General features: G+C 73.4%; 19 protein-coding genes. 10 read left to right on the top strand and 9 right to left on the bottom strand.

Features of this window, described 5'->3' with window-relative positions:
* Nucleotides 1–66: 66 nt before the first annotated feature.
* On the bottom strand, nt 67–450 hold the full coding sequence (locus ACIO3R_RS17130) for a cold-shock protein (protein WP_123460814.1): 384 nt from the start codon (nt 448–450) through the stop codon (nt 67–69).
* 161 nt (nt 451–611) lie between these two features.
* Between ACIO3R_RS17130 and ACIO3R_RS17125 the strand changes: the two genes are divergently transcribed.
* The gene (locus ACIO3R_RS17125) at nt 612–836 is read left to right on the top strand and encodes a hypothetical protein (RefSeq protein WP_402106389.1); all 225 of its coding nucleotides are present in this window, start codon (nt 612–614) and stop codon (nt 834–836) included.
* A 9-nt stretch (nt 837–845) separates the two neighbouring features.
* Here the strand turns inward: ACIO3R_RS17125 and ACIO3R_RS17120 are convergent, their stop codons facing one another.
* Nucleotides 846–1460: an HAD family hydrolase gene (locus ACIO3R_RS17120; RefSeq protein WP_385346722.1), complete on the bottom strand. Its 615-nt coding sequence runs from the start codon at nt 1458–1460 to the stop codon at nt 846–848.
* Between the two features lie 113 nt (nt 1461–1573).
* Here ACIO3R_RS17120 and ACIO3R_RS17115 point away from each other — a divergent pair, with 113 nt between their 5' ends.
* From ACIO3R_RS17115 to ACIO3R_RS17100, 4 genes are read left to right on the top strand one after another with little or no spacing between them, the layout of a single operon-like run.
* Nucleotides 1574–2584, top strand: coding sequence for a FecCD family ABC transporter permease (locus tag ACIO3R_RS17115; RefSeq protein ID WP_385040673.1), 1011 nt, complete (start codon nt 1574–1576; stop codon nt 2582–2584).
* Nucleotides 2581–3651, top strand: coding sequence for a FecCD family ABC transporter permease (locus ACIO3R_RS17110; protein WP_402106385.1), 1071 nt, complete (start codon nt 2581–2583; stop codon nt 3649–3651). The genes ACIO3R_RS17115 and ACIO3R_RS17110 overlap by 4 nt, the downstream gene beginning before the upstream one ends.
* Nucleotides 3648–4493, top strand: a complete 846-nt coding sequence (locus ACIO3R_RS17105) for an ABC transporter ATP-binding protein (protein WP_402106381.1) — start codon at nt 3648–3650, stop codon at nt 4491–4493. Before ACIO3R_RS17110 ends, ACIO3R_RS17105 begins: the two co-directional genes overlap by 4 nt.
* A 36-nt stretch (nt 4494–4529) precedes the next feature.
* Entirely contained in the window at nt 4530–5507 is a 978-nt protein-coding gene (locus ACIO3R_RS17100) for an ABC transporter substrate-binding protein (RefSeq protein ID WP_402106378.1), read from the top strand.
* Nucleotides 5508–5775: 268 nt separating this feature from the next.
* Here the strand turns inward: ACIO3R_RS17100 and ACIO3R_RS17095 are convergent, their stop codons facing one another.
* Entirely contained in the window at nt 5776–6846 is a 1071-nt protein-coding gene (locus ACIO3R_RS17095) for a hypothetical protein (protein WP_385040685.1), read from the bottom strand.
* A gap of 75 nt (nt 6847–6921) precedes the next feature.
* Between ACIO3R_RS17095 and ACIO3R_RS17090 the strand changes: the two genes are divergently transcribed.
* Together ACIO3R_RS17090 and ACIO3R_RS17085 are read left to right on the top strand one after the other, a co-directional pair.
* Entirely contained in the window at nt 6922–9372 is a 2451-nt protein-coding gene (locus ACIO3R_RS17090; RefSeq protein WP_385040688.1) for a helicase-associated domain-containing protein, read from the top strand.
* Nucleotides 9373–9936: 564 nt separating this feature from the next.
* Complete coding sequence (locus ACIO3R_RS17085) at nt 9937–11580, top strand: DNA repair helicase XPB (RefSeq protein WP_402106375.1); 1644 nt, start codon at nt 9937–9939, stop codon at nt 11578–11580.
* 12 nt (nt 11581–11592) lie between these two features.
* On the opposite strand, the gene ACIO3R_RS17080 is transcribed toward ACIO3R_RS17085, so the two are convergent.
* Entirely contained in the window at nt 11593–11781 is a 189-nt protein-coding gene (locus ACIO3R_RS17080) for a hypothetical protein (protein WP_402106373.1), read from the bottom strand.
* Nucleotides 11782–12163: 382 nt separating this feature from the next.
* Between ACIO3R_RS17080 and ACIO3R_RS17075 the strand changes: the two genes are divergently transcribed.
* Nucleotides 12164–14245, top strand: coding sequence for a HelD family protein (locus tag ACIO3R_RS17075; protein WP_402106371.1), 2082 nt, complete (start codon nt 12164–12166; stop codon nt 14243–14245).
* A gap of 170 nt (nt 14246–14415) precedes the next feature.
* Here the strand turns inward: ACIO3R_RS17075 and ACIO3R_RS17070 are convergent, their stop codons facing one another.
* A complete protein-coding gene (locus ACIO3R_RS17070; RefSeq protein WP_402106368.1) occupies nt 14416–15105 on the bottom strand; it encodes a copper homeostasis protein CutC in 690 nt (229 codons plus the stop codon).
* A gap of 247 nt (nt 15106–15352) precedes the next feature.
* Here ACIO3R_RS17070 and ACIO3R_RS17065 point away from each other — a divergent pair, with 247 nt between their 5' ends.
* A complete protein-coding gene (locus tag ACIO3R_RS17065) occupies nt 15353–17632 on the top strand; it encodes a heavy metal translocating P-type ATPase (RefSeq protein WP_402106366.1) in 2280 nt (759 codons plus the stop codon).
* Between the two features lie 215 nt (nt 17633–17847).
* On the opposite strand, the gene ACIO3R_RS17060 is transcribed toward ACIO3R_RS17065, so the two are convergent.
* The 4 genes from ACIO3R_RS17060 to ACIO3R_RS17045 all read right to left on the bottom strand — a co-directional run bounded on the left by ACIO3R_RS17060 (nt 17848) and on the right by ACIO3R_RS17045 (nt 20962).
* A complete protein-coding gene (locus ACIO3R_RS17060) occupies nt 17848–18723 on the bottom strand; it encodes a biotin-dependent carboxyltransferase family protein (RefSeq protein ID WP_402106364.1) in 876 nt (291 codons plus the stop codon).
* Nucleotides 18720–19400, bottom strand: a complete 681-nt coding sequence (gene pxpB / locus ACIO3R_RS17055) for a 5-oxoprolinase subunit PxpB (protein ID WP_402106362.1) — start codon at nt 19398–19400, stop codon at nt 18720–18722. The genes ACIO3R_RS17060 and pxpB overlap by 4 nt, the downstream gene beginning before the upstream one ends.
* The gene (locus ACIO3R_RS17050) at nt 19397–20146 is read right to left on the bottom strand and encodes a LamB/YcsF family protein (protein ID WP_402106613.1); all 750 of its coding nucleotides are present in this window, start codon (nt 20144–20146) and stop codon (nt 19397–19399) included. The genes pxpB and ACIO3R_RS17050 overlap by 4 nt, the downstream gene beginning before the upstream one ends.
* Before the next feature lie 162 nt (nt 20147–20308).
* Entirely contained in the window at nt 20309–20962 is a 654-nt protein-coding gene (locus ACIO3R_RS17045) for a maleylpyruvate isomerase family mycothiol-dependent enzyme (protein WP_402106360.1), read from the bottom strand.
* 116 nt (nt 20963–21078) lie between these two features.
* On the opposite strand from ACIO3R_RS17045, the gene ACIO3R_RS17040 reads away from it, so the two are divergent.
* Nucleotides 21079–21753, top strand: coding sequence for a hypothetical protein (locus tag ACIO3R_RS17040; RefSeq protein ID WP_402106357.1), 675 nt, complete (start codon nt 21079–21081; stop codon nt 21751–21753).
* Nucleotides 21754–21782: the final 29 nt, after the last annotated feature.

Genomic DNA, 21782 nt, shown 5'->3' with positions numbered 1-21782 from the left:
CGGGTGTCCCTGTCCGGGTGTTCCGCACGTGCGGGACAGCCGGACAGGGACGTCCCGCACGTCGGACTACACGTCCAGCTGGTCCGCGACCGCGCGCAGCAGGCCGGCGATCTTGGCGCCCGCCGCCTTGTCGGGGTAGCGGCCGCGCTCCAGCAGCGGCGTGATGTTCTCCAGCACGGTCGTCAGGTCCTGGACGATCGACGCCAGCTCGTCCGGTTTGCGGCGCTGGGCGGCCGCGACGGACGGGGTGGGGTCGAGGATTGCCACGGACAGTGCCTGGTCACCGCGTTGTCCGGCGACCACGCCGAACTCCACGCGCTGGCCGGGCTTGAGTGCGTCGACTCCGGTGGGGAGCACCGACGAGTGCACGAAGACGTCACTGCCGTCGTCGCGGGAGAGGAAGCCGAAGCCCTTCTCGCTGTTGAACCACTTGACCTTGCCAGTCGGCAAAGCACGCACCCCATCTCAACCCGTATGCCGGAACAAAGCCTCAGCAGGTCAGGCCGTCCTGTGGTCGTGCTCCCCCTGCTGGCAGAAGCCTCCACAGGTGAAGTACCCCTCGTCAAGCCTGGTCATCCGGACTGGTGTCCTGAAAGAACTACTCTGGCCGTGTGAGTACTTCTCCTTCTGGCGCAGGCGACCTGCTGGTCCGGCTCGGCGCGATCGTCTTCTTCGTCGGCGCGGTGGCGACGCTGGTCACCATGGCCCCGTTGTTCCTCGGCACCGAGCCGTTCCCGTCCCTCGCGTACGCGGTCTGCATGCTGATGGGAGTGGGGTTCCTGATCGCCGTGGCGGGCGTCGTCCGGTCGGCCCGCGCAGCCGCCCCGAAGCCGTAGGGCGGGGTCCTACGGCGCGTACCCGTTGAGCCAGTCGGGGAACTCCGTCAGCGACGACAGCACCACGTCCGCTCCCGCCTCCCGCAGTTCGGCCGCGGCGCACGGGCCCGTCGTCACGCCCACCGACAGCGCGTCCGCGGCCCGTGCGCCGCGTACGTCGCCGGTGTGGTCGCCCACGTAGACGCCCGCCCGGTACTCCCGCAGCGCCTCCGCCTTCGCCTCGGCCCACAGGCCGCCCACGAGCACGTCGGGCCGGATCCCCAGGTGGTCCAGGTGCAGCTTCGCGCTCGGCTCGTACTTGGCGGTGACCACCATCGTCCGGCCGCCCAGCGCGCGTATCGCCTCGACCGACTCCCGGGCGCCGGGCATGGCGAGCGACGGGACGATCGCGTGTGTGGGATAGATCTCGCGGTAGCGCTCGGCGACCGCGGGCACCTCCGCGGCCGGGAACCAGTTCGCCAGCTCGTCCTCCAGCGGCGGGCCCAGCCGGCTCACCACCAGGTCGACGTCGATCGCGGCCCCCGTCTCCGCGGCGAGCACCACGTAGGCGGCCCTGATGCCGGGCCGGGAGTCGATGAGCGTCATGTCCAGGTCGAAGCCGACCGTCAGTGTGTGCGAAGCCATGACTGCCATTGTGCCGAGCGCCCGCAGAACCCGGCACACCCCCGTGAGCCCGCACCCGGGCGGTGCTTAGACTTAGCCAAGCCTTACTTTGCTTCGCTTTTCGATTGGGTCCGATGCCAGCCGCCGCACCACGCCGCTCCAGACGCGCTCTCCTGACGGCGGCGGCCGTCCTGGCGCTGCTGTTCGCCGTACTGCTCAGCCTCGCCGTGGGGGCGCGCTCCATCGCCCCGTCGGCCGTCCTGGACGCCCTGCTGCACGGCGGGCACTCCGACGACGCCGAGGTCATCCGGAACATGCGGGTGCCCCGCACGCTGATCGGGCTCATGGTCGGCGCCGCGCTCGCCCTCGCCGGCACGGTGCTCCAGGGCATCACCCGTAACCCCATCGCCGACCCCGGCATCCTCGGCATCAGCCAGGGCGCCTCGGTCGGGGTGGTGCTGGCCATCGCGTACGCGGGCGTCCACACGCTCACCGGGTACGTCTGGTTCGCCTTCGCGGGCGCGGCGATCGCCTCCGTCGCGGTGTACGCCATCGCCTCCAGCGGACGCGGCGGTGCGACCCCGGTGAAACTCGCCCTCGGCGGCGCCGCGATCAACGCGCTGCTGGTGTCGGTGACCATGGCCGTACTGACGACGAAGGCGTCCGCGCTGGACGAGTTCCGGTTCTGGCAGGTCGGCTCGATCGCCGGACGCGAGGCCCAGGTCGCCCAGCAGATATGGCCGTTCCTGCTGGTGGGGGCGGTTCTGGTGCTCTCGGTCGCCCGCGGGCTCGATGCCCTGGCGCTCGGTGAGGACATGGCCAGGGGGCTCGGGCAGAAGATCGCGACGGTACGGATCGTCGGCGGCATCGGCGCCACCGTGCTCACCGGCGTCGGCGTCGCGGCGGCCGGACCGATCGCGTTCATCGGCCTCGCCGTCCCGCACATCGCCCGCGGAGTCGTCGGCAGCGACCACCGCTGGGTGCTCCCGATGGCCGCCCTGATCGGACCCGTGATGCTGCTCGTCTCCGATGTGATCGGCCGGATCGTCTTCCCGCCGAGCGAGATCCCGGCCGGGGTGATGACGGCACTGATCGGCGTGCCGTTCCTGGTCACGCTGGTACGCCGGAAGGCGGTGCCCGCATGAGCGCCACCACGGCCGCGGTGCGGCCCGCCGGGTACAGCGTCCTGAAGGTCGGGGCGCGCGGCCGGTTCCTGCTGCACCGCCGGGCCGCGGTCTCCGCCACCGTGCTCGTCGCGGTGCTGGCCGTCGTCTGCGTCGCGTACCTCTGTGTCGGCGAGAGTTTCGTCGCGCCCGGCGAGGTCCTGAAGGTGGTCCTGGGCCGGCCGTCCGCCGACGAACTCGTCGTCGGCACGCTGCGGCTGCCGCGCATGGTCGTCGGGGTGCTCGTCGGCCTCGCCTTCGGCATCGCCGGCGCACTGATCCAGACCGTGGCCCGCAACCCGCTCGCCAGCCCGGACATCATCGGCATCAGCCAGGGCGCGAGCGCGCTCACGGTCGGCGCGATGACGTTCGGCGTCACCTCGTACACCGTCCTGCCCTACCTGTCGGTGATCGGCGGGGTCGCCGCCGCCGCGCTCGTCTACCTCTTCGCCTGGCGCGGCGGGCTGCACGCCACCCGCTTCGTCCTCATCGGCATCGGCTTCGCCATCGCCCTGCGCTCGGTGACCACCCTGTTCCTGACCAAGGGCGACTACCTCGTCGCCCAGCAGGCGCAGATCTGGATGACCGGCTCGCTCAACGGCCGCGGCTACGACGAGGCCGCGCCCCTCGCCTGGACCCTGCTGATCCTGCTGCCCGCCGTCCTGTGGGCCGCCCGCGCCCAGCGCACCGTGACCATGGACGACGACACGGCGACCGCGCTCGGCGTCCGGCTGGGCCGGGTACGGCTGGGGCTCGTCGCACTCGGCGTGGTCCTGGCGTCGGTGGCCACGGGGACGGCCGGGCCGGTCGACTTCGTCGCCCTGCTGGCCCCGCAGATCGCCCGCCGGATGACCCGGACCGCGCAGATCCCGCTGCTCTGCTCCGCACTGCTCGGCGCGGTGATCGTCGTCTTCGCGGACCTGCTGGCCCGCAGGCTCTTCTCCCCCACCGAACTCCCGGTGGGCGTCCTGACGGCGGCGGTCGGCGCCCCGTACCTCATCTGGCTGATCATCCGCGGTCACGGTGGCCGCAGGGGAGGCAACGCATGACCGAGACCCGGCAGCAGGACGCCGTGACCAGCCGGCTGACGGTGCGCGAGCTGACTCTCGCGTACGAGGACCGCACCGTCGTCCACGAGCTGGACCTCGCCGTCCCCGACGGCCGGGTGACGGTCATCGTCGGGCCGAACGCCTGCGGCAAGTCGACGACCCTGCGCGCGCTGGGCCGCCTCCTCAAGCCGCGCGGCGGGGCGGTGCTGCTGGACGGCACCGAGTTGTCGAGGATCCCCACGAAGAAGATCGCCCAGTCGATCGGGCTGCTCCCGCAGACCCCGGTGGCCCCCGAGGCGATCACCGTCTCCGACCTGGTGGCCCGCGGCCGCCAGCCCCACCAGCACTGGTGGCAGCAGTGGTCCCAGGAGGACGAGCGGGCGGTGACGGACGCGATGGAGCGCACCGACATCACCGCGCTCGGCTCCCGCTCGGTGGACGAGCTCTCCGGCGGGCAGCGCCAGCGGGTGTGGATCGCGATGGCGCTCGCCCAGGAGACCGATCTGCTGCTCCTCGACGAGCCGACCACGTACCTCGACATCGCCCACCAGGTGGAGGTCCTCGACCTGGTGCGCCGGCTCGCCGCCCCGGCGGCGGACGGCAGCCGGGGCCGGACCGTGGTGACGGTGCTGCACGACCTCAACCAGGCCGCCCGGTACGCCGACCACCTGGTCGCCATGAAGGCGGGCCGGATCGTCGCGGAGGGCCGCCCCGAGGACGTCGTCACCGCCGAACTCGTCCGGGAGGTCTTCGGCCTGGACGCGGTGATCGTCCCGGACCCGGTAACGGGTTCACCGCTCGTCGTGCCGGGGGCGCCCTGGCAGCCCGCGCGGGCGTCCTGAACCGGAATTCCGCACACCACCTACGAAAGGCAACCCATGGCCACCTCCGTCCGCCGCCGTGGCCTCACCCTCGGCGCGCTCGCCCTGACCGGTGCACTCGCACTCTCCGCCTGCGGCTCCTCCGACTCCGGCGGCAAGAGCGACGGCGCCTCCTCGGCCGACGGCACCCGCACCGTCAGGACGGCCATGGGTGACGTGAAGGTCCCCGCACACCCCCAGCGTGTCGTGGTCCTGGACACCGGCGAACTGGACTCCGCGCTCACCCTCGGCGTGCGGCCCGTCGGCGGGACGCACTCGGCGACCGAGGACGGCTTCCCCGCCTATCTGCCGGCGGAGAGGACGAAGAACATCAAGGAGGTCGGCGAGATCGCCAACCCCAACATGGAGACCGTCGCCTCCCTGAAGCCGGACCTGATCCTCACCAGCAAGGTCCGCGACGGCGACCGCTACAAGCAGCTCAGCGCGATCGCCCCGACCGTGATGACGGAGTCCACCGGATCGGCCTGGAAGGAGAACTTCCACGTCCACGCGGAGGCGCTCGGCAAGCAGGCCGAGGCGAAGAAGGTCATCGCCGCGTACGACGCCCACGTCGCGAAGGTGACCGAGGCGATCGGCGGCAAGAAGAAGGCGGCGGCCACCGACGTCAACTTCGTACGCTTCGTCGAGGGCGCGGACATCCGCATCTACGGCAAGCAGAACTACATCGGCTCGATCCTCGCCGACCTCGGCATGGGCCGCCCCGCCATCACGGACAAGGCCAAGGACGGCTTCTCGTACGACGTGTCGCCCGAGAAGATCGACCTCGCGGACGCGGACGCCGTCTTCACCTCGACGTACGGCGACCCGGACAAGGCGGGCACGACCCGCACGATGAAGAGCGGGCTGTGGAAGGGGCTGAAGGCCGCCAGGAACGGCAAGGTCTTCAAGGTCGACGACCGGCTGTGGATCGCGGGCATCGGCTACACCGCCGCGGACCAGATCCTCGACGAGTTCCAGACAAAGATGACCGGCTGACGAGGCCTTACGGCCACGGCCCGGCCGGGCTTGCCCCGGCCGGGCCGCGACGGCTCGGCGGCGTTGCGACGGCTCGGCGGCGTTGCGACGGCTCGGCGGCGTTGCGACGGCTCGGCGGCGTTGCGACGGCTCGGCGGCGTTGCGACTCGGCCGTCACGCACGTGGCGTTGCAGCTCGGCCGTCACGCGCCCTTCCGTCGCAGCGCGGCCGTCACCCACCCGGCCGTCACGACTCAGCCGTCACCCACCCGGCCGTCGCAACTCAGCCGTCACGCACGTGGCTTTCGCGCCCGCCACACCAGGAACAGCGCCGATGCCACCGCCGCCACCCGGATCACCACCGGCCACACGCCACTCAGCGCGTCCGCCATCCCGTGTTCGGGAATCGGCGTCCCCCAACGGCCGTCCATCCGGCCCCACAGCCAGACGAGGGCGCCCGCCGCGACCGTCCCGGGCAGCCCCATCGCCACCCATTTCGCCTCCGCGCGGGTCAGCTTGCGAGAGCTGTACGCGATGAGCCAGCCACCCCCCAGGGCGAGCAGGGAGCCCATCACCGCGCCGGTCACCAGCAGAGCGGCGGCGAGCAGCAGCAGGGGGTGCGAGAAGCCGCGGGGTGCCGCGCCCTCGCCGTCCCGGGCGCGGCGCAGCCTGGGCCGCCACCGCCGGCGCGGAGCCGCCGTCTCCTCGTACTCCTCCTCGCCGTCGCCGTCCTCCCACTCCTGCGACGGCTCCTCGGACTCCTCGTCCTCCTCCGGCACCGGCGGGCGCAGCACCGCCGGGATCTCCACGCCGCCCCGGAAGCCCGGCACCGCGGTTCCCTCGCCGAACTCGCCGAACGGGCCCGGCTCGACGCGCCACCAGTCCGTCTCGCTCCCGGACGGACCGAGTTCGTCCGTGCCCGCCCGGTGCGGTGAGGACTGCCCGCCGTCGGGCCAAGCCGCGGCCGGCACCTCCGACGCGCCCTGGCCCGAACTGTCTTTCCGGCTGTCTTTCCGGCCGTCCCCGCTGCTGTCCTTACGGAGCTTCGTCCTGCGCGGCCGGGGAATCCCGGACGCCTTCGCGGGTCCCGGCTCGGGCTCCGGTGTCTGCGGAAGCGGCACCGATCCGTCGGCCGACGAGGCCGCCGCGGCGACCAGTTCGTCGGGGCTGCCGAGCTTCCCGATGATGCGGCGCACCGCCGCAGGCGTGTCCGCGGCCTGTTTCACGCGCTGCCGGTCGATCTCGCCCCGCAGCGCCGACACCAGCCTCATCCGGGTGCCCGAGGACAGCTGTTGCTGCTGTGCCATGTCCCCGACCCGGCTCAGGTAGTCGTAGACCAGCTGATCGCTCTCGATCCCCACGCGATGGTTCCCCTCTACCGCCCTGCACCGACGGTAGCGCCCTCGGGCCCGTCCGGAGCGACTACCGTGGGACGGATGGGGATGACCACACCACCGCGGACGCTGGCCGAGGCTCTGCGCGCCCGGGACGACGAGTCGTTGGCCGGGCTGCTGCGTGCCCGGCCCGACCTTCTCAACCCCGTGCCCAACGACATCACCCAGCTCGCGACGCGGGCCGGCACCCGTGCCTCCGTCGTCCGCGCGCTGGAACACCTCGACCGGTTCGCCCTGCAGACCGCCGAAGCACTCGCGGTGGCGCCCGATCCCGCCCCGTACGACACGCTGCTCGCCCTGCTCACCGGCGACGGCCGGGACGACGGCGAGCATCACGGTGACGCGGGCGCCGCCATCACCGACGCACTGCCCGGGGCCCTCACCACCCTGCGCGAACAGGCCCTCGTCTGGGGCGAGGACGAGCGGCTGCACCTGGTGCGGACCGCCCGAGAACTCCTCGCGCCCTCGCCGCAGCACCCCTCCCCCACCGGCCTCGGCCCGACCGTCGCGGAGGCCACCGCCGGCATGTCGCCGGGCCGGCTCCAGGAGATCCTCACCGCGGCCGGGCTGCCCGCCACCTACGACCCGGTCTCCGCGGTGACCGCGCTGGCCGGGCTCTTCACCGACCGGGCCCGGATGGGCGAACTCCTCGACACCGCCCCCGTGGAGGCGCTGTCGGTGCTGGACCGGCTGGTCTGGGGCCCGCCGTACGGCGAGGTCACCCCGAATCCCACCCCGCCCGTGAAGTGGCTGCGCGACCGCGGGCTGCTGCTGCCCGTGTCGACCCGCACCGTCGTGCTGCCGCGCGAGGCCGCGCTCCACCTGCGGGCCGGGCGCGCCCACCGGGTGCCCGAGCCGCGGCCGCCCGCCGTCACCGCGGCCGCGGAACGCGATCCACAGGCTGTGGACAGCGCGGCGGCCGGCCAGGCGTTCCTGGCGGTGTCCACCGTCGAGGAACTCCTGAAGAGCTGGAACGGCGGCGGCCCCGCCATACTGCGGGCCGGCGGCCTCAGCGTCCGCGAGCTGAAGAAGACCGCGACGGTCCTCGACGTGTCGGAGCCCGTCGCCGCGTTCTGGATCGAACTCGCCCACGCGGCGGGGCTGCTGGCCTCCGACGGCGAGGCCGACGAGCGGTACGCCCCGACCCCCGCGTACGACGACTGGACCGAACTCCCCGCGGAGGACCGCTGGGTGCGCCTCGCCGCCGCCTGGCTCGCCGCCACCCGCACCCCGGGGCTGGTGGGCGGCCAGGACGCCAAGGGCCGCGCCCTGTCCGCCCTCGGCCCCGACCTGGACCGCTCCGCCGCCCCCGAGGTCCGCCACCGCGTGCTGGCCCTGCTCGCCGCGCTGCCCCCGGGCACCGCCCCGGACCCGGAGACCCTGCTCGCCCGGCTCCGCTGGGAGCGCCCGCTGCGCGGCGCCTCCGCGTCCGCCGGGGACACCACCGACCTGCGGTCCCGGATCGCCCTGTGGACGCTGAACGAGTCCGAGCTCCTCGGCATCACCGGCCGCGGCGCCCTCGCCTCGCAGTCCCGCGCCCTGCTGACCACCGGTCCCGCGGAGGCCGCGGCCCGGCTCGCCCCCCTCATCCCGGAGCCGCTCGACCACGTCCTGCTCCAGGCCGACCTGACCGCCGTCGCGCCGGGCCCCCTGGAACGCCCGCTCGCGGACATGCTCGCCGCGGTCGCGGACATCGAGTCGAAGGGCGGCGCGACGGTCTACCGGTTCACCCCCGGGTCCGTACGGCGGGCCCTGGACGCCGGGCAGTCCGCCGCCGACCTGCACGCCTTCCTCGCCGCGCACAGCCGTACGCCGGTGCCCCAGCCGCTGAGCTACCTCATCGACGACGTCGCCCGCCGCCACGGCCATCTGCGGATCGGCGCCGCGTCCGCTTACGTGCGCTGCGACGACGAGGCCGTCCTCAACGAGATCCTCGCCGACAAGCGCTCGGCGACCCTGCGGCTGCGCCGGCTCGCCCCCACGGCCCTGGCCGCCCAGATCGACCCGGCGTCCCTGCTCGACGGCCTGCGCGAAATGGGCTACGCGCCCGCCGCGGAGTCCGCCGACGGCGACGTCCTGATCACCCGCGCGGGCGCCCGCCGCACCCCGCCCCGCTCTGCCCCCGTCCCCGTCCCCGAGGGCCCGCCGCTCCCCGACCCCGCCCTGCTGGGCGCGGCGGTCCGGGCGATCCGGGCGGGTGACACGGCCGCCACGGTCGTCCACAAGGACAGCGGCCCCTCTGCGCCCGGCGACGCGCTGCCCCGTACGACCTCGGCCGAGACCCTGGTCACCGTCCAGGCCGCGGCGATGACGGGCTCCGCGATCTGGATCGGCTACGTGAACGCGGAGGGCGCCGCCAGCCAGCGCGTGATCGCCCCGGTCCGCGTCGAGGGCGGCTACGTCACGGCGTACGACCACACGGCCGACGAGGTCCGCACGTACCCGCTGCACCGCATCACGGGGGTGGCGGAACTGGCGGACGAGGGGCCCTGACGGGCCCTGGGGTGTGGGTTTTTGTCCTCAATCGCCGGACGGGCTTGATTGTGCGGGTGCCCCGCAGGGGCGCTCTACCCGGTGGGCGGGGGGTGGTGCCCCTCCGGGGCGTCTCCTCAGAAATGGCGTGTTCACCCGGGTACGTGGGGGACCCGGGTCGTACGCCATTTCCTGCGGGGACTCCCCTGCACGTCCCCACCCCTGCATCGCTCGCGTCTGCACGCCGGCTTTGCGACTGCCGCAGACGCGGGACGGCCGGGTTCGGGGCCGTGCAGGGGAGTCCCCGCAGGACGACGAACAGATACCCGGGCCCCTTCGCGTACCCGCCGCACGTTCGGCGTCCGAGGAGACGCCCCGGAGGGGCACCGAACCCCCCCACCCGCACCGCAGGCGCACCCCGCGGGGGCACCCGCACAAACCAGCCCGTCCGGCGATTGAGGACGGAACCCCACACCAAGGAACCCCCCACCCCCACAAAGCCCGCCCCCCGTACCGGCACCACATGCGGCACACTGGACGTTTGGCCGGTACACGGCCACCCCGCAGTAGAAAGGGCCGAAGCGCGTGACCGGACCCCTCATCGTCCAGAGCGACAAGACACTGCTCCTGGAGGTCGACCACGAGCAGGCCGACGCCTGCCGCCGTGTGATCGCGCCCTTCGCGGAACTGGAGCGCGCGCCCGAGCACATCCACACCTACCGCCTGACCCCGCTCGGGCTGTGGAACGCGCGGGCCGCGGGACACGACGCCGAGCAGGTCGTCGACGCGCTCGTGAAGTACTCGCGCTACCCCGTACCGCACGCGCTGCTCGTCGACATCGCCGAGACGATGGGCCGGTACGGCCGCCTCACGCTCTCCAAGCACCCGGTCCACGGACTGGTGCTGACCTCCACCGACCGTCCCGTGCTGGAGGAGATCCTCCGGTCGAAGAAGGTCCAGCCGCTGGTCGGCGCCAGGATCGACCCCGACACGGTGGCCGTGCACCCCTCCGAGCGCGGGCAGGTCAAGCAGACGCTGCTGAAGCTGGGCTGGCCCGCCGAGGACCTCGCCGGTTACGTGGACGGCGAGGCGCACCCGATCGAGCTGGACGAGAGCGGCTGGGCGCTGCGGCCCTACCAGCAGCAGGCCGTCGAGGGGTTCTGGCACGGCGGCTCCGGAGTCGTCGTGCTGCCCTGCGGCGCGGGCAAGACGCTGGTCGGCGCCGGGGCCATGGCGCAGGCCAAGGCGACCACGCTGATCCTGGTCACCAACACCGTGTCCGCCCGGCAGTGGAAGCACGAGCTGGTGAAGCGGACCTCGCTGACCGAGGAGGAGATCGGCGAGTACAGCGGTACCCGCAAGGAGATCCGGCCGGTCACCATCGCCACGTACCAGGTGCTCACGACCCGCCGGAAGGGCGTCTACGCGCACCTGGAGCTGTTCGACTCCCGCGACTGGGGTCTGGTGATCTACGACGAGGTGCATCTGCTGCCCGCACCGGTCTTCAAGTTCACCGCCGACCTCCAGGCGCGGCGCCGGCTGGGGCTCACGGCCACACTGGTCAGGGAGGACGGGCGCGAGTCGGACGTCTTCTCGCTGATCGGGCCCAAGCGGTTCGACGCCCCGTGGAAGGAGATCGAGGCGCAGGGCTACATCGCGCCCGCCGACTGCGTCGAGGTACGGGTCAACCTGACGGACAGCGAGCGGCTCGCGTACGCGACCGCGGAGGCCGAGGAGAAGTACCGGTACTGCGCCACGACCGCGACCAAGCGGAAGGTCACCGAGGCGCTGGTGCGCAAGCACAAGGGCGAGCAGACGCTGGTCATCGGGCAGTACATCGACCAGCTCGACGAGCTGGGTGAGCATCTGAACGCCCCGGTGATCAAGGGCGAGACGAGCAACGCCCAGCGGGAGAAGCTCTTCGAGGCCTTCCGCCAGGGCGAGCTGAGCGTTCTGGTCGTGTCGAAGGTGGCGAACTTCTCCATCGACCTGCCGGAGGCCACCGTCGCGATCCAGGTGTCCGGCACGTTCGGTTCGCGCCAGGAGGAGGCCCAGCGGCTGGGCCGGGTGCTGCGCCCGAAGGCGGACGGGCACGAGGCGCGGTTCTACTCGGTGGTCGCCCGCGACACGATCGACCAGGACTTCGCGGCCCACCGCCAGCGGTTCCTGGCCGAGCAGGGCTACGCATACCGGATCGTGGACGCCGACGAGCTGCTGACGGACAGCTGAGGGAACGGGCGGTCAGCGCGTGCGGCGGACGCCCGCCTCCTCCGCGTACTCGCCGAGGACGACGACGCCGAACGCGGTCCGTACGAAGATCCCGGCGGCGCGCAGGAGGTCACCGGCGCGGTGACTGTGGGGGTGACCGGTGGCCGCGGTCGCGCCGTGCGCGGGGCCGGTCTTTCGCGGGTTCAGGGTGACGGTGCTCATGTATTCCATGGTGCTCCGCCCGGCCGGTGACCGCGTCGGCCCGCAGGGGGAAGGCGACGGCGCCGCGCCTACCCCTGTGGTCTCATGCCGTCCCCTACGGGGTGGACCCCGCGGTCGTCCTCCGGTATTCGTTCGCGCCCGGCCCGGCCCGTCGATACAATCGCCGGTCTGCCCGCCTCCCGCACCGTGGTACCGGCAGCCCGGAAGGGCTCGCGCCGGCAGCCGGGGGAGCGCCGCCGACCGGACGGAAACCGGCCGACAGCCGTACGCACGCCCTCGTGCGTACCAGTGATCGATCCCCGAGCGGACCGCATCGCCCCCGGTCACCGGCCGGGGACGGGGTGCGGTCCGCCGTCCTGCGTTGAATGCCGGAGGCAACACCGTGCCCGCGCACGAACACGAAAGCGACACCACCACCGACCCCCTCGCTCATGAGCGCGCCCATCTCGCCGCCTCGCGCGCCGCGCTGCGCGCCATGCGTGAGGACGCCCAGGCCCTGAACATCCGTGATGTCACGGCGAACTGGGTGAACGCCGCAGTGCTGCGGGCCCAGATCACCGACCGCATCAAGTCGCTCGCGGACCTCTCCCACACCCCGCTCTTCTTCGGACGGCTGGACTATCTCCACGTGGTCGGCGCGGAGAAGGCCGAGGGCGCGGAGGGCGAGCAGTTCTACATCGGGCGCCGCCACGTCCACGACGCCGACGGCGACCCGATGGTGATCGACTGGCGGGCGCCGGTCTCCCAGCCGTTCTACCGGGCGTCCCGCAACGATCCGCTCGACGTCGGCCAGCGGCGCCGCTTCGGCTACACCGGCGGCGAGCTGACCGCGTACGAGGACGAGCACCTCACCGACCCGACCGAGACCGCGCGGACCAGCAAGCTGCTCCAGGCGGAGATCGAGCGGCCGCGTGTCGGCCCGATGCGCGACATCGTCGCGACGATCCAGCCGGAGCAGGACGAGATCGTCCGCAGCGAGCTGGGCGGCTCCGTCTGTGTGCAGGGCGGTCCCGGTACCGGGAAGACCGCGGTCGGCCTGCACCGGGTCGCGTATCTGCTGTACGCGCACCGGGACCGGCTGGCCCGCACCGGGACGCTGGTCATCGGGCCGAACCGGTCCTTCCTGCACTACATCGAGCAGGTGCTGCCGGCCCTCGGCGAGCTGGAGGTGAAGCAGGCGACCGTCGACGACCTGGTGACGGCGCACGTCGAGGTCCGGGGCACGGACGAGGCGCCGGCCGCCGTCGTGAAGGGCGACGCCCGGATGGCGGAGGTGCTGCGGCGGGCGATCCGTTCGCACGTGAAGCCGCCGACGGAGCCGGTGATGGTGGTGCGCGGTTCCCGGCGCTGGCGGGTGCCCGCGTACGAGATCGAGGAGATGGTCGACGAGCTGCTGGCCCGCGACATGCGGTACGGGGCGGCGCACGAGGCCCTTCCGCAGCGCATCGCCCATGCCGTGCTCGTACGGATGGAGGAGGCGGGCGAGGCGCCGGACGACCGGGTGCAGAACGCGGTGGCGCGCAATCCCGCGGTGAAGGCGGCGGTGAAGGCGGTCTGGCCGGCGGTCGAGCCGTCGAAGCTGGTGCTGCGGCTGCTGTCCGACCCGGAGTTCCTGGCCGCCCAGGCGGACGGGCTGCTGACCGAGGACGAGCAGAAGACGATCCTGTGGACCAAGCCGGCCCGCAGTGTGAAGTCCGCGAAGTGGTCGGCGGCGGACGCGGTACTGATCGACGAGGCGAACGACCTGGTGGCGCGCACGCACTCGCTGGGCCATGTCGTGATCGACGAGGCGCAGGACCTCTCCCCCATGCAGTACCGGGCGGTGGGCCGACGCTGCTCGACCGGTTCGGCCACGGTCCTCGGCGATCTGGCGCAGGGCACGACACCGTGGTCGACGCAGAGCTGGGCCCAGGCGCTGCACCACCTGGGCAAGTCGGACGCGGTGGTGGAGGAGCTGACGGCGGGCTTCCGCGTGCCGCGCGAGGTGATCGCGTACGCGTCCAGGCTGCTGCCGGTGATCTCACCGGGCCTGGCGGCGGTCGAGTCGGTGCGTGAGTCGCCCGGCTCGCTGTCGGTGCGGGAGGTGGCGGACGTGACCGCGCTGGACGCGGCGGTGGTCGCGGCGTGCGAGGAGTCGCTGAAGCAGGAGGGTTCGACCGGTCTGATCGCCGCCGACGCCCGCGTCCCGGCGCTGGCGGCCGCCCTGACGGCGGCGGGCCACGCCTATCTGTCGCCCGGCATGGAGACGACCGCCGAGTCCCGGCTGACCCTGGTCCCGGCGTCCCTGGCGAAGGGTCTTGAGTACGACTACGTGGTGCTGGACGAACCGGCGGCGGTGGTCGACGGCGAACCGGACGAACGAACGGGCCTGCGCCGCCTGTACGTGGCCCTGACCCGAGCGGTATCGGGCCTGATCGTCGCGCACTCCGCCAACCTCCCGGACCAGCTCCGGGCGGCCGCTTGAGCCCCTGAGGACGGCCGCTCAAGCCCCTCCGGGCCCCCGCTCCTCAAGCCCCTCCGGCGATTGAGGGGCGGGGGTCCGGGGGCGGAGCCCCCGGGGTTCCCGGACGCCCCGGACCCCGGACCCCCGGCACCCGAACCCCCGGCACCCGAACCCCGGGGGCTCCGCCCCCCCTACGCGTCGAGCACCGCCCGCCACTCCCGTACCGCCCCCGCGTCCACCGGCCCCGCCCAGCCGCCGGGCCGTGCCGCGCCGCCGATGTGGACGGCGTCGATCCCCGCGTCGAGCAGTTCCGGCAGGTGGTCGAGGCGCAGCCCGCCACCGACCAGGATCTGCGGCTCGTACCCCGGCTCGCCCTTGCGCGCCGCCTCGACGAGCAACGTGGGGATGCCGTCGTCCACCCCGGCGGCCGATCCCGCGGTGAGATACGTGTCCAGGCCCGGCAGGTCCGCGAGGGCCTTGCGCAGCGCGTCCCGGTCACAGGCGCGGTCGATCGCGCGGTGGAACGTCCAGTGGCAGCCGTCCAGCTCGGCGATGATCCGCTCGACCGCGACGAGATCCGGGCGGCCGTCCGCGTCCAGGAAGCCGAACACGAATTCGTCCGCGCCCTCCGCCCGCAGCTCGTGTGCCTTGCGTACGAGTACATCGATGTCACCGGCCGCGAAGCCGTCCGCCACTCTGAGCATCACCCGCAGGGGGATGTCCACCGCGGCACGGATCGCCGCGAAGGTCGCACAGGACGGGGTGAGACCGTCCGCCGCCATGTCGGTGACCAGCTCAAGCCGGTCCGCACCACCCGCCTGGGCAGCGACCGCGTCCTCCGCGTCGAGAGCGATCACCTCCAGGACTGCACGGTTGCTCATGGGAACCCAATCCTCCAGGAAGCAGCTATAGGTCTAGTCCAATGGCCAGCCTACGGGCCGGGCGGCCGAGGGCGCAGCCTCACCGCGCACGTGAAGATACGCGAGGTCAGACGCGTGCCAGGCAACCGGACGCCCGGAATCCGCGCGTCCGCCGTGGGCCGCCCTTGCGGATTCATAGGGGTAGGGGGTATACCTGAATCAGAACCACATACCCCCTAGGGGTATCAACCACTACCGAGGAGGCCCCGTGTCCGCGCAGACCGCAGCCACCACCGGCACCACCGGTACCGGCGCCGCAGAGGTCGAGCTCGCCATCGGCGGCATGACCTGCGCCTCGTGCGCGGCCCGTATCGAGAAGAAGCTCAACCGGATGGACGGGGTCGAGGCCACCGTCAACTACGCCACCGAGAAGGCCCGCGTCAGCTACCGGGGCGAGGACATCTCCGTACAGGACCTGATCGCCACCGTCGAGAAGACCGGCTACAGCGCGCACGAGCCCGCTCCCCGTGTCCGTACGGCCGACGCACCCGCCGACGCGGCGGAGGCGGAGGCGGACGAGCTGCGCCCGCTGCGGCAGCGGCTGATCACCGCGGTCCTGCTCGCGGTGCCGGTGATCGCGATGGCGATGATCCCGGCGCTCCAGTTCGACAACTGGCAGTGGCTCTCGCTGACGCTCGCGGCGCCCGTCGTCACGTATGCCGCCTGGCCCTTCCACCGCGCCGCGTGGACCAACGCCCGGCACGGCGCGGCCACCATGGACACGCTGATCTCGGTCGGCACCTCGGCCGCGTTCCTGTGGTCGGTGTGGGCGCTGTTCTTCGGCACCGCCGGGATGACCGGCATGACGCACCCCTTCGAGCTGACCATCGGCCGCAGCGACGGCGCGGGCAACATCTACCTCGAGGCCGCCGCCGGAGTCACCGCTTTCATCCTGGCCGGGCGCTACTTCGAGGCCCGTTCCAAGCGGAAGGCGGGCGCGGCGCTGAAGGCCCTGCTCGAACTGGGCGCCAAGGAGGTCACCGTCCTGCGTGACGGCCGCGAGGTGACCGTGGACACGGCGGACCTCCAGGTCGGGGACCGCTTCCTGGTCCGGCCCGGCGAGAAGATCGCCACGGACGGCACCGTCGTCGAGGGGAACTCGGCGGTGGACGCGTCCATGCTCACCGGTGAGTCCGTCCCGGTCGAGGTCGGCGTCGGCGACCCGGTGACCGGTGCCACGCTCAACGCGGGCGGCCGGCTCGTCGTCGAGGCGACCCGGATCGGCGCCGACACCCAGCTGGCCCGGATGGCCAAGCTGGTCGAGGACGCGCAGAACGGCAAGGCGGCGGCCCAGCGCCTCGCCGACCGGATCTCGGCGGTGTTCGTCCCCGTCGTGATCGCGCTCGCGCTCGGCACGCTCGGCTTCTGGCTCGGCAACGGATCGGGGCTGACGGCCGCGTTCACGGCCGCCGTCGCCGTACTGATCATCGCCTGCCCCTGCGCCCTCGGCCTCGCCACACCCACCGCCCTCATGGTCGGCACCGGACGCGGCGCCCAGCTCGGCATCCTGATCAAGGGCCCCGAAGTCCTGGAGACCACCCGCCGCGTCGACACCATCGTCCTCGACAAGACCGGCACCGTCACCACCGGCAAGATGACCCTCCAGGCCGTCCACACCGCCCCCGGCACCACCGAAACCGACGTACTGCGCCTCGCCGGCGCCCTGGAACACGCCTCCGAACACCCCATCGCCCAGGCCGTCGCCACCGGAGCCGCCGAACGCACCACCGGCCCCCTCCCCACCCCCGAGGACTTCGCCAACGTCCCCGGACTCGGCGTCCAGGGCATCGTCGAGGGCCACGCCGTCCTCGTCGGCCGCGAGAAGCTGCTCGCCGAGTGGGAGATCCACCTCCCCGCGGAGCTGGCGCGCAAGAAGGCCGAGGCCGCGGGCCGCACAGCGATCACCGTCGCCTGGGACGGCGAGGCACGCGCCGTCCTCGAAGTCGCCGACGCCGTCAAGGACACCAGCGCCGAAGCCATCAAGAAGCTCCGCGCACTCGGCCTCACCCCCATCCTCCTCACCGGCGACAACCGCGCCGTGGCGGAGTCGGTCGCGGCCGAGGTCGGCATCGAGCAGGTGTACGCGGAGGTCATGCCGGAGGACAAGGTCGACGTCGTCAAGCGCCTCCAGGCGGAAGGGCGTTCCGTCGCGATGGTCGGTGACGGGGTGAACGACGCGGCCGCCCTCGCCCAGGCCGATCTGGGCCTCGCGATGGGCACCGGCACGGACGCGGCGATCGAGGCGGGGGACCTGACCCTGGTCCGGGGGGACCTGCGGGCCGCCGCCGACGCGATCCGGCTGTCGCGGAAGACCCTCGGCACCATCCGGACGAACCTGTTCTGGGCCTTCGCCTACAACGTGGCCGCCCTGCCGCTGGCCGCGGCGGGTCTGCTGAACCCGATGATCGCGGGTGCGGCGATGGCGTTCTCGTCGGTGTTCGTGGTCGGCAACTCGCTGCGGCTGCGGGGGTTCCGCGCCGGGGTGTGACCGACCGCGCGTCCCCGCCCCCGGGCGGCCGGACCCGGTTCCCTCCGGGGAGCCGGGCCTCCGGCCGCCCGCGGGCGTGTCCGCGTGCCCCGGGCGGACACACCGAGCCAGGTGAACCCGGCCCCGGTCGCGCTCAGCGTGTCCAGCCAATACCGCGGTTCCCCGTGCGCGGTGGCGGCGGGAGGCCGCTCAACCGGCGACCGGATCGCCTCGGCTCACCTGCCGGTGAGCACGAACCGCACCGCCGTCCCCGGCGTGACCCGCGCCGCCGCCGCCAGCGCCGGTTCCGGGACGACGCCCACCACCGGGTAGCCGCCCGTCGTCGGATGGTCGTTCAGGAACACCACCGGGCGGCCGTCCGGCGGGACCTGGATCGCGCCCAGCACCATCCCCTCGCTGGACAGTTCGCCCTGCCGGGCGCGGGCGAGCGCGGGGCCCTCGGTGCGCAGGCCGATGCGGTTGCTCTGCGGCGAGACGCGGTACGCGGCCGTGGTGAGCGTGCGCAGGGCGGCGGACGTGAACCAGGTGTGGCGGGGGCCGAAGAGGACCGGGAGCACCAGTTCGGCGGGCACCCCCGGCCACGGCACCGCCGCGACGGGCGGGGCGCCGGTCTGCGGGGGCGGCCCCAGTGGCAGGACGTCGCCGTCGCTCAGGGGCGGCGGGCCCAGCCCGGAGAGCAGGTCGGCGGACCGGCTGCCGAGCACCGGCTCCGGTTCCAGGCCGCCCGCGAACGCCAGGTAGCCGCGCAGCCCGTACGCCGCGGGACCGGCGTCCAGCACCGCGCCCGCCGGTACGTGCACCGCGGCGCCCCACGCCACCGGCCGCCCGTCCACCGTCACCCGGCAGGGCGCACCGCCGACGACCACCCGCACCGCACGGCTCGGGCGGACCGCGCAGCCGGTGGCGGTCGTCTCCAGCAGCGCGGCGCCCACGGGGTTGCCGGCCAGCCGGTTGGCGAGCCGGGCGGACGGCGCGTCCAGGGCTCCCGCCCGCCCCACCCCCAGGTGCGCGTGGCCGAAGCGCCCCTCGTCCTGCACGGTGGTCAGGGCCCCGGCGCGGACGACCTCGATCACCTCGATTCCCGCGCTCACGCCCCCGCCCCCGCCCCCGCCTCGACGAAGCGGACGCGGGCGCCGGGCGTCAGCAGCGCGGGTGGTTCGCGGTCCGGGTTCCACAGGGCGGCCGGGTCCGGTGTCCGGCCGATCAGCTGCCAGCCGCCGGGGGACGGGCGCGGGTACACCCCGGTGTAGGGGCCCGCCAAGGCCACCGCGCCGGCCGGGACCCGGGTCCGCGGAGTCGCCCGGCGCGGCAGGTGGAGGTGGTCGGGCAGGCCCGTCAGATAGCCGAAGCCCGGGGCGAACCCGCAGAAGGCGACCCGGAATTCGGTGCCGGAGTGGAGGGCGGCGACCTCGGCGGCGGCGACGCCCCATGCCTCGGCGACCTCGGCCAGGTCGGGGCCGTCGTAGACGACCGGGATCTCCACCGGTTTCCCCGTGGCACGTCGCAGCGGCGGTACCCGCCAGGACACCAGCTCACGGGCGAGCCCGGCCGTGTCCCGCGTGATGCCGTCGAGCAGGACCGTCCGCGCCCCGGGCACGACCTCGCGCACGCCGGGCAGTTCACCGGCCGCGCGGCGCCGCAGTACCTCCGCGTGGAAGGCCTCCGTCTGCTCGCCGGAGCCCAGTTCGACCAGCAGCGCGTCCGCCCCCGCGGTCAGCACGTCCGGCGCCGGACCCCGGTTCTCCCCGTCCGCCGGTGGCGTGCTCACGTGAACGCCCGCACCACGACGCCCGCTTCCTCCAGCGCCGCCCGCACCCGCCGGGCGATGGCCGCCGCTCCCGGGGTGTCGCCGTGGACGCACAGGGACCGGGCCGCGACCGCGATCCGTCCGCCGTCGGCCGCGATCACGCTCCGGTCCACCGCGAGACCGACGCTGCGGCGCACGACCTCGTCCGCGTCGTGCACGACCGCGTCCGGCTCGGTGCGCGGTACGAGCGTCCCCTGCGGGGTGTACGCGCGGTCGGCGAAGGCCTCCTCGACCGCGGGCAGCCCCGCCTCCACGGCCCGTGCGAGCAGCCGGGAGCCGGGCAGCCCGAGGACGGCCGGGTTCCCGCCCGCCAGCCGGACGCCCTCGATCACCGCGGCCGCCTGCTCGTCGTCGTGGACCGCGCGGTTGTAGAGGGCGCCATGCGGTTTGACGTACGAGACGGTGGTGCCGGCCGCCGCCGCGAACACCCGCAACGCACCGATCTGGTACGCCACTTCGGCGGTCAGCTCGTCGGCCGGCATGTCCATGGAGCGGCGCCCGAAGCCCGCGAGGTCGCGGTAGGAGACCTGCGCGCCGATCCGCACGCCTCGGGCGGCCGCGAGGTCGCAGACCCGCCGCATCACCGAGGGGTCCCCCGCGTGGAAGCCACACGCCACGTTGGCGCTGGTCACGCACGCGAGGAGGGCCTCGTCGTCGGTGAGCGACCAGCGCCCGAACCCCTCGCCGAGATCCGCGTTGAGGTCCATGGGGGCTGCCGCGGCCGGCTCGTCCCCCCGGCCCGCCGGATTCATCAGATTCGTCACGAAGCGCACGTTAGCGCCTCCGCCCGCTCAGGACGCGTGCTCAGAAGGCTTGCTCAGAACACGTGCTCAGGACGCGTGCTCAGAAGGCTTGGTCAGGACGCGTGCTCAGAATACGAACAGCTCGCTCTCCTTCACGCCCTCCAGCTCGTACCGCGTCCCGACCAGCGGCCGGTCCGCGTACAGCCGGATCAGTGTGGCCCCGTCCCCCCAGTAGCGTCCGGGGGCCCGGCCCTCGTGCTCGGTCCCGATGGTCAGTTCCTCGCCGGTGTCCTCCAGCCGCGCGACCAGCAGCGGCGTCTTCCGGCTCCGGGCGAAGGGGGCCAGGAGCCGGAGCGCGTGCGCCAGGCCCGGTCCCTGGTACGCCCCTTCGAGCCCCCATGCCTCGCGTACGTCCCCCGCGTGGATCCACTCCCCCAGCGCCACGCCGTCCAGCACCCCGCCCGCCTTCGCGATGGCGGCACCGGCCTCGGCCATCCCCCGCTCCAGTTCGTCCACCACCTGCGCGTCCGTCCAGTCGGCGCGTTCGGCGATGTCGCGGTCGTTGCACTCGGGGCTGAACACATCCGGCCCGAACCGGCTCTCCACCACCCGGTTCAGCACCGAACCGCAGTGCGCGAGGACATGCCGCACCGTCCAGCCGGGACACGCGGTGCGCAGGCCGAAATCGCTTACGGCGGCGGCCCGCAGCAGCGGGAGGAGGTCGTCTCGCTCGGTACGCAGGAGGAGACCGGGCAGTTCGGGATCGCGTTCGTCAGCCATGCCCCAAGCCAACCATCCCGCTCCCCGGCGGGCTCGGGAATTGGGCGAACACGCGAACGAAAACCCGGTGCGGAGGCGGCGGTCGGAGGCGCGGGGAAGGTCGTAACCTCGGAGGCATGGACGACGACACCGCCCGGCCGCACCGCCAGGACACCGACGACGCGCTCCGCGGCCGGTGGCACGACTGCCTGGTCGCGGCCCGGCGCGGCGCCGAAGGCCCCGACCCGCTGCCGTACGCCGACAACCTCCTGGCGCGCTGGGCCGAACCCCAGCGCAAGTACCACACCACCGCCCACCTGGCGGCGGTCCTGGACCGCGTGGACACCCTGGCCGGCCATGCCGCGGACGCGGACGCCGTACGGCTCGCCGCCTGGTTCCACGACGCGGTCTACCGCCCCGACCGGTCCGAGAACGAGGAGCGCAGCGCCGTCCTCGCCGAGCGCGCGCTGCCCGAGGCCGGGGTGCCCGCCGGGACCACCGCCGAGGTCGCCCGGCTGGTCCGGCTCACGGTCACGCACGACCCGGCCGACGGCGACAGCAACGGCGAGGTGCTGTGCGACGCGGACCTGGCGGTCCTGGCGTCGCCCCCGAAGGAGTACGCGCAGTACGCGGCCCAGGTCCGCGAGGAGTACGGCTTCGTCCCCGACGAGGCGTTCCGGGAGGGCCGGGCGGCCGTGCTGCGGCAGCTTCTGGAGCTGCCGCGGCTGTTCCGTACGCCGCACGGGGCGGCCGAGTGGGAGCCGAGGGCCCGGCACAACCTGCTGACGGAGCTGGAGCTGCTCGCGCGCTGAGCCGAGCCGACGGGCCACACCCGGCCCGG

The organism is Streptomyces sp. NPDC087428, from assembly GCF_044744085.1.
Lineage (GTDB): Bacteria > Actinomycetota > Actinomycetes > Streptomycetales > Streptomycetaceae > Streptomyces.
Note: the sequence above shows the minus strand (reverse complement) of the source record. Positions and strands in the feature narration are given on the sequence as shown.

Excerpts from the sequence above, each read along its gene's own strand:
- ACIO3R_RS17120 (WP_385346722.1), bottom strand. The coding sequence starts at position 1,460 with ATGGCTTCGCACACACTGACGGTCGGCTTCGACCTGGACATGACGCTC.
- ACIO3R_RS17080 (WP_402106373.1), bottom strand. The coding sequence starts at position 11,781 with ATGAGCACCGTCACCCTGAACCCGCGAAAGACCGGCCCCGCGCACGGC.
- ACIO3R_RS17050 (WP_402106613.1), bottom strand. The coding sequence starts at position 20,146 with ATGGACCTCAACGCGGATCTCGGCGAGGGGTTCGGGCGCTGGTCGCTC.
- ACIO3R_RS17100 (WP_402106378.1), top strand. The coding sequence starts at position 4,530 with ATGGCCACCTCCGTCCGCCGCCGTGGCCTCACCCTCGGCGCGCTCGCC.
- ACIO3R_RS17070 (WP_402106368.1), bottom strand. The coding sequence starts at position 15,105 with ATGAGCAACCGTGCAGTCCTGGAGGTGATCGCTCTCGACGCGGAGGAC.
- ACIO3R_RS17105 (WP_402106381.1), top strand. The coding sequence starts at position 3,648 with ATGACCGAGACCCGGCAGCAGGACGCCGTGACCAGCCGGCTGACGGTG.
- ACIO3R_RS17110 (WP_402106385.1), top strand. The coding sequence starts at position 2,581 with ATGAGCGCCACCACGGCCGCGGTGCGGCCCGCCGGGTACAGCGTCCTG.
- ACIO3R_RS17045 (WP_402106360.1), bottom strand. The coding sequence starts at position 20,962 with ATGGCTGACGAACGCGATCCCGAACTGCCCGGTCTCCTCCTGCGTACC.
- ACIO3R_RS17115 (WP_385040673.1), top strand. The coding sequence starts at position 1,574 with ATGCCAGCCGCCGCACCACGCCGCTCCAGACGCGCTCTCCTGACGGCG.
- ACIO3R_RS17040 (WP_402106357.1), top strand. The coding sequence starts at position 21,079 with ATGGACGACGACACCGCCCGGCCGCACCGCCAGGACACCGACGACGCG.
- ACIO3R_RS17090 (WP_385040688.1), top strand. The coding sequence starts at position 6,922 with ATGGGGATGACCACACCACCGCGGACGCTGGCCGAGGCTCTGCGCGCC.